General features: G+C 37.4%; 13 protein-coding genes and 2 pseudogenes. 9 read left to right on the top strand and 6 right to left on the bottom strand.

Annotation, left to right across the window (positions count from 1 at the left end):
- The first annotated feature begins 311 nt into the window (after positions 1–311).
- The 5 genes from NF867_RS13440 to NF867_RS13420 all read left to right on the top strand — a co-directional run bounded on the left by NF867_RS13440 (position 312) and on the right by NF867_RS13420 (position 4436).
- Positions 312–1109, top strand: coding sequence for a DUF4382 domain-containing protein (locus NF867_RS13440; protein WP_252588533.1), 798 nt, complete (start codon positions 312–314; stop codon positions 1107–1109).
- Between the two features lie 154 nt (positions 1110–1263).
- On the top strand, positions 1264–1575 hold the full coding sequence (locus tag NF867_RS13435; protein ID WP_252588530.1) for a hypothetical protein: 312 nt from the start codon (positions 1264–1266) through the stop codon (positions 1573–1575).
- A gap of 16 nt (positions 1576–1591) precedes the next feature.
- Positions 1592–2416 carry a hypothetical protein gene (locus tag NF867_RS13430; RefSeq protein WP_252588528.1) on the top strand — a complete coding sequence of 275 codons (825 nt, stop codon included), beginning with the start codon at positions 1592–1594 and terminating at the stop codon, positions 2414–2416.
- A gap of 1 nt (position 2417) precedes the next feature.
- Positions 2418–3095, top strand: coding sequence for a response regulator transcription factor (locus tag NF867_RS13425; protein ID WP_252588526.1), 678 nt, complete (start codon positions 2418–2420; stop codon positions 3093–3095).
- Positions 3096–3110: 15 nt separating this feature from the next.
- Entirely contained in the window at positions 3111–4436 is a 1326-nt protein-coding gene (locus NF867_RS13420; RefSeq protein ID WP_252588524.1) for a sensor histidine kinase, read from the top strand.
- Here the strand turns inward: NF867_RS13420 and NF867_RS13415 are convergent.
- Complete coding sequence (locus NF867_RS13415; protein ID WP_252588522.1) at positions 4433–4858, bottom strand: DUF1801 domain-containing protein; 426 nt, start codon at positions 4856–4858, stop codon at positions 4433–4435. The two genes, NF867_RS13420 and NF867_RS13415, sit on opposite strands and share 4 nt — an antisense overlap.
- A 41-nt stretch (positions 4859–4899) precedes the next feature.
- A complete protein-coding gene (locus NF867_RS13410) occupies positions 4900–5295 on the bottom strand; it encodes a helix-turn-helix domain-containing protein (RefSeq protein ID WP_252588520.1) in 396 nt (131 codons plus the stop codon).
- A gap of 122 nt (positions 5296–5417) precedes the next feature.
- Between NF867_RS13410 and NF867_RS13405 the strand changes: the two genes are divergently transcribed.
- The 3 genes and pseudogenes from NF867_RS13405 to NF867_RS13395 all read left to right on the top strand — a co-directional run.
- Positions 5418–6269: a fumarylacetoacetate hydrolase family protein gene (locus NF867_RS13405; RefSeq protein ID WP_252588518.1), complete on the top strand. Its 852-nt coding sequence runs from the start codon at positions 5418–5420 to the stop codon at positions 6267–6269.
- Between the two features lie 11 nt (positions 6270–6280).
- Positions 6281–6609 (top strand): annotated as a pseudogene (locus tag NF867_RS13400) (L-rhamnose mutarotase).
- A 58-nt stretch (positions 6610–6667) separates the two neighbouring features.
- Positions 6668–7003, top strand: a pseudogene (locus NF867_RS13395) (SDR family oxidoreductase); the annotation flags it as partial.
- 139 nt (positions 7004–7142) lie between these two features.
- Here the strand turns inward: NF867_RS13395 and NF867_RS13390 are convergent.
- Entirely contained in the window at positions 7143–8129 is a 987-nt protein-coding gene (locus NF867_RS13390) for an NAD-dependent epimerase/dehydratase family protein (protein WP_252588516.1), read from the bottom strand.
- 77 nt (positions 8130–8206) lie between these two features.
- Positions 8207–8779 (bottom strand): Crp/Fnr family transcriptional regulator, encoded by a 573-nt coding sequence (locus tag NF867_RS13385; RefSeq protein ID WP_252588514.1) that lies wholly within the window; start codon positions 8777–8779, stop codon positions 8207–8209.
- Between the two features lie 157 nt (positions 8780–8936).
- Here NF867_RS13385 and NF867_RS13380 point away from each other — a divergent pair, with 157 nt between their 5' ends.
- The gene (locus NF867_RS13380) at positions 8937–9545 is read left to right on the top strand and encodes a Fic family protein (RefSeq protein ID WP_252588513.1); all 609 of its coding nucleotides are present in this window, start codon (positions 8937–8939) and stop codon (positions 9543–9545) included.
- 58 nt (positions 9546–9603) lie between these two features.
- On the opposite strand, the gene NF867_RS13375 is transcribed toward NF867_RS13380, so the two are convergent.
- Positions 9604–9951 carry a hypothetical protein gene (locus NF867_RS13375; protein WP_252588511.1) on the bottom strand — a complete coding sequence of 116 codons (348 nt, stop codon included), beginning with the start codon at positions 9949–9951 and terminating at the stop codon, positions 9604–9606.
- 249 nt (positions 9952–10200) lie between these two features.
- On the bottom strand, positions 10201–11418 hold the full coding sequence (gene odhB, locus NF867_RS13370) for a 2-oxoglutarate dehydrogenase complex dihydrolipoyllysine-residue succinyltransferase (RefSeq protein ID WP_252588509.1): 1218 nt from the start codon (positions 11416–11418) through the stop codon (positions 10201–10203).
- Positions 11419–11463 lie beyond the last annotated feature (45 nt).

Raw genomic sequence — 11463 nt, 5'->3', positions numbered from 1 at the left:
ATCCTGCTTTAACTTGTTGATAACCCCTGAAAATAGAAAGAGGCCGTCCTTTTGAGACAGCCTCTTTTGTTTGGGTGCTGATTTGATTTTCATTGATCCATTTCACTTTATTAGTGAATCCTCTTATTGATCAAAAAGCTAATTGCCTTATCAATTTAAAAATATAAATTACTCTATAAGAACAACTTGCCTATAAATATTACTTAAATCTAAAAAAATAAACTAAAAGTTTTTTGTTTTCATGTTCCTTTCATCTTCGGGTTACAGATTTGTAACGTAAACAATTAAATCAAATCACAAAACCCTTAACAATGAACAGAAACATTAAACTTTTATTCTTATTAGCTACAGCTACATTGGGTTTATCTGCATGCTCAAAAACTGAAAGCAACACCGCGCACCTTCAAATTCGAATGACAGATGCTCCGGGTAATTATGAAGAAATTAATTTGAATGTTAAAGAGATCATTGTCAAAGTAAATGACACTACCGGTGGTTCATATGTACTTGAAGCCGACAAACAATTTAACATTTTAGATTTCAAGGCAGGCTCAGCCACTCCCGACATTTTGGTTGCCGATGAAGAAATTCCAACAGGTAAAATAAAAGAAGTACGATTAGTATTAAACGAAACAGGAAATACTATTAAGGTTGACGGACAGCTTTATGATCTTAAAATTCCAAGTGGATATTCATCAGGCTGGAAAGTAAAGCTTACCGAGGAGCCTTCATTAACCCCAGGATTTGCCTACTCATTGGTATTGGATTTTGACGCGGCTAAGTCAGTTGTGAAAACTGGCAACGGCAAATTCATCTTGAAACCGGTAGTAAGAGGCCTTGCAATTGCTACTTCGGGAATTTTAACCGGAACAATTGATCCTGCTAACAAACAGGCTAAAGTTTATGCGATTAACCAAGCCAACGATACAGTAGGTACTGTTTCAGATGTAGCAACTGGATACTTTTCTATCGGAGGATTAAGATCAGGTGCTTATAAAGTTGCTATAGATGTTCAAGATACTACCTATGCCGACACCACTCTTAATAATATTGAAGTTGTGGCTGGAAAAACTACCGCTTTGGGTACTCTCAAAATCAATCTAAAATAGTTGCAAGGTGGTTTAATAACTTGGGTTCTGTCTTTGTATTATTCAAAGCAGAACCTTTTTATCATTCATTAAGTTCAAAAGAAGATTCACTGAACTTAATTGATAACAAATTGATTGCGCGATTTTTCTTTGAAACTTCATATGTTTGCATGCAATGAACAAAGCTTTTTTTAGTCGGTTATTATTTTGCGCTTTTCTTTTAGTTAATCTCCAGGCGTTTGCTTCTGGGGGCAGCTCAGCTATCAATTTACATGGTAAGCTAAAGATCGAATCCTGCTCAACCGCAATTGATTCTACCGGATCCAAAAGGAAAGGAGATAAAAAAGAGGGCAAAGAAGAGGATATTAAAGAAGTTCCTAAATCAAGAAAGCAAGGCAAGCCCGAAGAGATTAAGCCTCCTGTTAAAGTTAAACCTGTTAAAGTAGCAAAACCCAAACCAATCAAAGTAAATACTCGCATACATTAGGAATTGAAGGTTAGCCATGAGGTATTTACTGTCTGTTTTTTTTCTTTTTATAACGGCAACAAGCGTTTTTTGTCAAACTGATAGCACAAAAGCCACGCTAACGGTTGCTGCTGTTTACAGCAGTAATGCTAACTATTACGGACAAACTGCTAGTGAGCAAATGCCATTAGGCTTACTAAACGCTACTTATCGAATGCCAATCGGCATTTATTTTTCCTCGAGTGTTTATCAATTATTCAACACTCCCACCACACCAATTCTTTCGCTCGAAACGGGATACGATGCATCGATCACAGACAAACTGAAAGCGTCCATCAGTTATAATCATTCATTTTTCCCCAGTAACTCACCGGTTTTACAAGCCTCCAACTATAATACTATTGGAAGCTCATTAAGCTATAGTTATTTGCTTACTTCTACACTGGGAGTTGATTATGCCTTTGGAAAGCAACAAGACATTTTTGTAACCTTTAGCAATTCAAAATCGATTGAGCTTGGTAGCTTATTTGATGAAAATGATGCCATTTCAATTGAACCGGCTGTTGAATTGACTAGCGGTACACAGCATTTTTATCAAACCTATATCACACATAAGAATTCTAAAAACCAGCCTGGTAAAAACAACAGCGGCCAAAACAATGGCAATGCACCTGTTACCACTTATGTACCAAATACAAAGTTTAGTTTTCTGTCGTGTAACTTTAAAATACCGTTTAACTACAGTCGCGACAGTTATTTAATTGAAACCTCTTATCAGCTTTCTGTTTTAGGGAAAAATGATGAAATTCCATTAGGAACAATGAAGTCATTTCTGGGATTAAGTTTCTATTATCAATTTTAAGATGAAAGTTCTCATAGTTGAAGATGAAAAAACGCTAGCCGAAGAAATGGAAACATTTCTAAAAAAGGCTTTTTATCTCTGCGATTGTGCACCAACAGGGAAAGAGGCACTTGAAAAAATTGGAGTAAACGAATATGATTTCATTTTACTCGATCTTGGATTACCAGATATTGATGGACTTGAGTTACTTCAGCAGGCCAAAAAATACGCTACCGAAGCAGCATTTATCATTTTAACAGCTCGTGGTAATATTGAAGACCGCATCCAAGGTCTTGATTTAGGAGCTGATGACTATCTCCCTAAACCCTTTTCACTACTCGAACTTCAATCGCGAATGCATGCTATTTCGAGAAGAAAATATGGTGTTCAGGATAAACTTACCGAGCTGGGTGAATTTAAAATCGACTTAAAAAAACGGCTTGTTATTCATAACACCAACGAAATTGAGTTATCTCGCAAAGAGTTTGATCTATTAAGCTATTTATTGCTGCATAAAAACAGACCACTTACACGTATGCAGCTGAGTGAACATATTTGGGGGAATTTTGCCGACGATGACTACGATTCAAATTACATTGATGCCACAATAAAAAATATCCGCAAGAAACTCAGTGCCTTTGGAAATACTGAATGGCTGGAAACCATCAGAGGAGTAGGATACAAAATAAAACTGCGCTAATAATCTATTCTTACTGTGAAGCTGTTAACAAAACTTACGCTATTTATTACCCTTTCGAAATTGGTAATTGTTGCATTATTTGTTGCGTTATTGCCAAGCCTGATTGAGAAAATAGCCTTTCAGTACACCAATTACTATTTGCGCGAACAAAAGAAAAAAGTGTTGAATGTGGTAAGCCGAAATGGTGTTGACTTTTACTTGCAGGGCGATAGCAGCTACGGTAGTTACACCATGCTAAAGGAGGAATACATTTCTCTTGAACCCACCAAACTTGAAACCCCAATTGATACTATAGAAACCTCTAAACGTATTGTTGAAAGTGATACCTTAAATTACCGGGTGTTAAGTCATACTTTCGTTTATAACAAGAAGAATTACATCCTCGAAATTGGAAAAACAACTGCAACCATCAACCAATACAATGATGATTTGCAGCGTGTAGCCCTTTATGTACTAATTGTTTTGGTAGTTATTACCATTGTTACCGATTTAATTTTTACTCGTTTCTTATTGCGCCCGCTTGGTTTGATCATAAAAACCAAACTGCTTAACCGTCGGTTTCCGTTTAAAGAACATATTCAGCCAATTAAAACTTCTACTCAGGATTTCAAGCTACTGGATGAGTCCTTCATCAATTTAATGGATCAAATTCATGAAACGTTTGAAAAAGAGCGTGAATTTACCGCCAATGCATCTCATGAGTTAATGACACCTATCAGCATCTTGCAAACTAAAATGGAGAATCTGATGGTAGAAAGTGAGCTTGATGAACGTCTTCAATCGCGACTATTGGAGATGATGAAAACGCTCAATCGCTTAAAGAAAATCGTCCATTCTTTATTGCTGATATCTCGTATAGAGAATGAGCAATTTGCACGTTCGGGGTCAAGTAATGTGAAGGATTTAATAAGCGACATTGTAGAAGACCTGGAACATCGATTGGATGAAAAGAATTTGAAGATTACAGTTCATGTTTCTCCAACAACAATTATAAAAAACATCAATAACGACCTGATCTTTCAGTTGTTTTATAACCTGATAAATAATGCCATAAGGTATAACAAACCCAATGGCTCAATTGAAATAACAGATACTTTAGGAAAGGATTTTTACAGCATTCATGTAAAGGATACTGGCATTGGAATACCTGAAGATGAAATTCCAACCATCTTTAACCGATTTAAAAAGGCCAACCGATCAGGCAATGAAGGTTATGGATTAGGTCTGGCCATTGTGAAAAGTATTATAAACTATCATTCACTCGAACTGAAAGTAGACTCAAAAGCCGGTGAAGGAACCACTTTTACAGTGCTTTTCCCATCGTTTATGACAGAAAATTAAGAACTCGATGGATACAGTTCCTGTACATATCTGATCGATTCTTTCACCATTTCCTTTACCACTTCAGTATCAACATCGCTTAATTTATTGATGTAAATACAGCCCTTGGCAGCTTTATGCTTGCCTAGTTTAGGAAGCAGTTCTTCCCGTTTTTCGGGGCTAAGCATTACATAAAAACTGATCTTTTGTTTGCGAGGAGAAAAGCCAGCTAATGGAGCCTCACCCTCATGTCCGCTTGCATATTTGTAATGATAGCTTCCATAACCTATAATACTTGGACCCCACATTTTAGGTTCAAAGCCCGAGGCGTCCCTCATAATTTCGGCCAATGCAAAACCGTCTTTCCGCTTATTTTCATCCTCTACAGAATTTATAAATGCAATCACGCTTTCGTCGGTTGGAAGTGTCTTTTGTGTTGCCATAAGCTATTTTTTATATTAAGATAGGCGTTGTGTGATTTGATTTAAAAGCGGTGTTTTTCAACATTAGTTAGCCTGAGCGGAGTCGAAGCCTCAAAAGTTTGCTGATATTTCAGCGGACTTTTACCGGTAATTTCCCGAAAATACTTATGAAAACTGGCAAAATTGCAAAACCCACTTTCATAACAAACTTCCTTAACGGTAAGCCTATTCTCAATCAGCAACTTACAGGCATGCCCTACCCTAATTTCGTTAATAAACTGTGTATAGGTTTTTCGGCTAGGTGATTTAAAGAATTTACAAAATGAATTAGGACTGATCTTAGCAACTGCTGCAATTTCTTTCAGTTCTATTTTGTTCTTGTAGTTGGTATTGGTATAGTTATAAATGGCTTGAATCCGCTCTCTTTCCGATTCGAGGAAATCATATTTAAAACCCATTGAAGCCAAATAACTTACTTCTTTACATGCACTGATTTCAGTTAAAGCTTGCGATTACCCGATTGACGTGGGCTTTACAACTTTGAATAATTAGTACATTACACAAAAGATTTTAATAAACAATGAAACTTATACGATTTGGCAAAGCCAGAGAAGAAAAACCGGGAGTGATCATTAATGAGAAATACTATGATGTTTCGGCTTTCGTAAATGATTATGATGAAAAATTCTTTGGCGGAGACGGCCTTGAAAAGCTGGAAAAACAGATTGAAAATGCCGCTCTTCCACAAGTTGATTCATCAGTACGCCTTGGAGCTCCTTTAGCCCGTCCTTCTAAAATTATATGTGTAGGCTTAAACTATAAGGATCATGCGCATGAAACCAATGCGCCGATTCCCAAAGAGCCGATTCTCTTTTTTAAATCAACATCGGCCATTGTTGGACCTAACGATGATTTGATTATTCCAAAAAACAGTAAAAAAACTGATTGGGAGGTTGAGCTAGCCGTTGTTATTGGCAAAAAAGCGACTTATGTTGAGGAGAAAAACGCTTTTGAACACATTGCTGGTTATGTATTGCACAATGATTATAGCGAACGCGAATTTCAGTTGGAGCGTAATGGTCAGTGGGTAAAAGGAAAGAGCTGCGACACCTTCGCTCCTATCGGACCTTTTATCGCCACAAAAAATGAAATAGCCGATGTGCACAATCTTCGTTTATGGCTAACCGTTAACGGACAAAAAATGCAGGACGGCAATACCTCAAACCTGATTTTTAACGTACCTTTTATCGTTAGCTATATCAGCCAGTTTATGACACTTTTACCAGGCGACGTTATTACCACAGGTACTCCTGCAGGTGTTGGTTTGGGGCAAAAACCAGAACCTTGGTACTTAAATCCGGGTGATATGGTTGAGCTTGGTATTGAGGGATTAGGAAGTAGCAAACAATCTGTTAAAGCATTTCAACTATAAACAATTGAAGCATGAAACGATATGCTTTAGCACTAGATCTTAAAAATGATCCCAGTCTGATTACCGAATATGAAAGCTATCATAAAGCCGTTTGGCCAGAGATTTTAGCTAGCATAACAGAGTCGGGATTGAACAACTAGACATTTACCGCACGGGTAACCGACTGTTTATGATCATGGAAGTTAATTCTACTTTTAGTTTCGAAGCTAAATCGGTTGCTGATAAAGCCAATCCAAAGGTGCAGGAATGGGAATCTTTAATGTGGAAGTATCAACAAGCTCTACCCTTGGCTAAACCGGGAGAAAAATGGATTTTAATGGATCGGATCTTTTCTCTTTAAGTATGGTTATTGATACTCATGTTCACTTTTGGCAGTTCGACCCTGTTCGCGACAGTTGGGAGGAACATCAGCTTATGCCGCTGCTAATGGTGGTCGTAATGCGTTAACCCGCGAATGGGCAGTTGAATTGTTGCCTCATGGAATCAGGGTTAACTCTGTAATTGTTGCAGAAGCATTTACTCCTCTCTATCAAACATGGATCAACACCTTCAACAACCCTGAAGAGAAATTAAAAAGCATTACCGCTAAAATTCCATTCGAAAAGAGAATGACCAAGTTGGAAGAAATAGCCGATATGGCAGTTTTTTTACTTTGCGAACGATCAGCACATACAACCGGACAATTGATCCATGTTGATGGAGGTTATGTGCATTTAGACAGAGCAATTTCCTAGTATAACTAATAATAGTCTGTGTAAGTAATACGGCCGATTCTTTAATTGGAAAAGGCCGTTTTCTTTTCACTTCTATTATCCTCTAGAGGCAATTCGGTCTTCTATATCCTAATGCCAAGAGTTTTAACAAGATTTCAAACTAAGCTTTTACGGATTTTAAAAACCTAAAGGTTTCCAGCATGCTGGCTTCCACTGATGCAGCTTCAAAACCAAGTTCTTTTTTAGCTTTTAACACATTTACTTGCGGCGAGGCATCCCAAAGTTCTTTGATATCTTCAACGGTTAGCAAAGGTTCTTTGCCGGTAAGAAAACTAACCTTCTCCCCTAACCAAGCCATACAAAACAGCAGGAATTTTGGAGCCATTGAAGGCTTTTTTAAATTAAGTTGAGGAAGATGTTGATAGGCCAGATCAAAAACTTGTTCAACGCTATACTTTTGAGGATGTGAGATGATATATCTCTCGCCATTCTTTCCATGTTCAATGGCCAAAAGAGCAGCACGAGCAACATCAGAGGCATTTATAAACAAGAAATTGAACCGGGGCAACATTGGTAAATTTTTATTGGCAATATCAGCAAACACTCTAAGCGTAGGAGTTAGTGCATTAAAATGAGGACCGATAATAGCCGATGGCAATAAAGTGCAGATCGTTACGCCTCGCTGTTGCGCAGTTTGTAAAGCCTTTTGTTCCGATAATGATTTCGAATAAGGATAAGGTCGTTGTTTCAGTTGGTTCCAACTGCTTTCATCCATTGGCATCTGACTATCATCAAGAGCGGCAATACTGCTGATATAAATGAGTTTCTTTACGCCTGCATCAGCAGCCGCATTCACAATATTTATGGATAGGTTTACATTTTGATCGATTATATCTTTTTGAAGATCTTTTGCCCAACGCTTAAATACGGCGGCAGTATGAATGATCACATCTGCTTGCTTAAATACACTTGCTAACTGCTGTATCGAATCATAATCAAGCGTTACTGTTTCCGTTGGAAGATCCCTAAGTACGGAAACATCTGCATTCCTTCGCACGCCAGATAATACCTCTGCATTTTGAGTTAGCAGATATCTGACAATGTTATTTCCTAAATGACCATTTGCACCTGTTACTACTATTTTCATATAGATTGTTGTTTTTGTTGAGCACAAAGCTTGAAAAACAAAAACAGGCTGCAGTTAACAAATGGTAAAAAAGGAAGCTAACGTACTTGCTTCCTGATACGACTAAGTGATTGGGGAGTGATACCCAAATAAGAAGCAATTATTGATTGCGGAGCGCGCAAAGCAATATCACCTTGCTCAGTTATAAACTTTAAATAACGGGCAGTAGCATCTACTCCCAAATAGGCATTACGGGTATATATCTTTTCCATTAACGCTTTTTGGGCAATTTGCAGCATGGTTTCCTTCCATTGTGGAATGGAGGCAATAAGCAGGTCTATGCTTTTCTTTGATAATACTATTAAAGTTGAATCACAAACCGCTTGAATGCTTTCGGTTGCAGGAGTAAGGTTGTTAAAGCTTTCAAGATCGGCAATAAATTGATTTTCCTTAATAAAATAATGCGTTTGCTCTTCACCATCATTATTATGGATTAAAGTGCGAACAAGTCCTTCGGTTATAAATAAGATCTCTCTGCAAACAGCTCCACGCTCCAGTAAAAATTCGTTTTCCTTTACTTTACGTACTACCAATTGCGCTTCAATTAGTTGTAGTTCATCACTGCTGAATTTCTTGAATTGACTAAGTAGATTTAATAAGGCAGAATGCATATGGAGGTATTTGGGTTATGCTATAGGTAGTATTGTTTTGAAAATGTTTGAAAGTAACGATTTCTAAGCTCTTGGCCAATTCTTGAATGAGAGGAGGCCGTTTTTATTTTAAATAATTAACTAGATTTAAACCCTTTAACTTTATTATCTACAATCTATGGGAGATACGTATATTGACCCTGATAATTTATTAGGGTTAAAAACATTTGATGAAATAAATATTGCAGAAAGTGAAGGTGTCGCTAATGCCTATGAGTCCTTTATCATGGAACAGGAGGTTAATGTTTCTATCACTCCAGAATTAATTCTCAATCTCCACCAGGCGGCTTTCGGACATTTATACAAATGGGCGGGGAAATATCGTAAAACAGAATTGGTAGTAGGACAATTAATACCACCTAAACCTGGTTATCTAAATTATAAAATGTATGAATTTTGTGAACAGGTGGAATATTTTCGGAATCATATTCAAAAAGATGACAAAGTAAAAAGCATCACCCATTGTTTGGCGTATGCACATGCAAAGTTCATTGAAATCCATCCTTTTCTAAATGGTAATGGACGAACGGCACGCATGCTAACAGATCTAATTTCAATTACCTTAGGACTAGGAAAAATTGAATGTTATAAACGTGAGGAAGGAGATGAACGGAAACAATACATTGATAGTCTTGTAGCAATTCAAAAGAATAATGATTATTCTCTTCTTTATTCAATTATAGGCCCCCAGGTAAGATATTATCTCGATATTCTTGATAAACTGTAGGAGAATAGATTGGAAGTGGAAATTGATATTAAATATTAAAAAAGATAAAAGGCCTAATTTATAGGCCTTTTATCTTTTGATTTCTAACTCTTTTACTTGCTGATCTTCCACCTGTATTTCTATTTGAAGGGGGCTGCCCAACTTGAATTTTCAATATCGCTTGAGCAACTTTTTCTCTTTTATTTGGTATTCGTTGTTTCGAATTTAAAATTTTAATATCATTAGAAGGAACTTTGATTACCCCAATTGCCTGTCTTTTCACAGCCTTTTCAGCCTGAGCTCTGACGATTTCCATTGGAACAGTCTGATCTTCCAGCATCATAGAACCATAAACTGCTTCAGCGATAAATTCAATTCTTTTTTCAGTAGTAGAAATAAATGGATTGACCTCTTTTAGCTTCATCATTTTGCTGATTTTTACAAAACTAACAATTGAATATCGGTTAAGTTATAAAAAGGTCATAAAAAAAACAATAGTCTAAGTAATTAGCTTTAAATGTTGAATTAATTTAATATAAATGTTATTGGCAATTGAAGTTTAAGGAATATAGTAAAATTGATTAATTGATCCTTAAAATATAGATTGACAGCTCTTAAACCCAAAACGGCCTTCCTCATTGCTGAAGAAGGCCGTTTTTATATTCTATTTCAAAGATTACACGCCTAACAATAAGCGGGTAGGATCTTCTAATAATTGTTTAACACGAACCAGGAAGCCTACAGACTCACGGCCATCGATAATACGGTGATCGTAAGAAAGCGCCAGGTACATCATAGGTTTAATAACCACTTGACCATTAACCGCCATTGGGCGCTCAACAATGTTGTGCATACCTAAAATAGCCGATTGAGGTGCGTTAATAATTGGAGTTGACATCATTGAACCAAATACACCACCATTAGTGATCGTAAATGTTCCTCCAGTCATCTCATCAATTGAAAGCTTGTTCTCACGAGCTTTAAGAGCTAGTTTAATAACTTCCTGCTCAATTTGAGCCAAGCTCATTGAATCAGCATTACGAATTACCGGAACAACCAAACCTTTAGGAGCCGAAACAGCGATAGAACAATCTACAAAGTTGTTGTAAACGATTTCCTCACCATCTATACGAGCATTTACAGCAGGGAATTCTTTCAATGCTTCGCAAACCGCTTTGGTAAAGAACGACATAAAGCCTAAGCCAACACCGTGTTTTTCTTTGAATTTATCTTTGTATTTAGAACGAATCTCCATGATTGGCGACATATCCACTTCGTTAAAAGTAGTTAACATCGCGGTTTCATTTTTAACAGCCACTAAACGCTTAGCAACCGTTTTACGAAGATTCGACATTTTCTCACGTTTCTCAGAACGAGGTCCAGCAGGTGCGGCTGCAGGAGCTGAAGTTTTAGCAGCAGGTGCAACAGCAGTAGCTTTCTGAGCTTTTTCAGCATCTTCCTTAGTTACACGGCCATCTTTACCGGTACCGTTAACATCTTTAGGATCGATACCCTTTTCAGCTAAAATTTTACCGGCAGCAGGAGATGGATGTCCGGCAGCATAACTATCGCCTGCAGCAGCAGGGGCAGCAACAGCAGCAGGAGATGCAGAAGCAGCAACTTTTTCTTCTTTAGCAGGAGCGGCAGCAGGAGCAGCTGCTCCTACTTCAATAGCGCAAATTACAGCACCAACAGGAATGGTATCACCTTCAGCTGCTAATGTTTTTAATGTACCTGCTTTTTCAGCAGTTAATTCGAAAGTAGCTTTGTCTGATTCCAATTCGGCAATCACTTCATCCATTTCAACATACTCACCGTCATTTTTAATCCAGCGAGACAAGGTTACTTCGGTTATTGATTCGCCCACTGCGGGCACTTTCATTTCTAGAGCCATTTGTTTTTCTATTATTTCAGATTACGAGTTACGAATTGCAAGTTG

Origin of the sequence: Solitalea agri (genome assembly GCF_023914155.1) — a bacterium.
Taxonomy (GTDB): domain Bacteria; phylum Bacteroidota; class Bacteroidia; order Sphingobacteriales; family Sphingobacteriaceae; genus Solitalea; species Solitalea agri.
The sequence above is the reverse complement of the archived record's forward strand: the minus strand, read 5'-3'. Positions and strand labels throughout refer to the sequence as shown.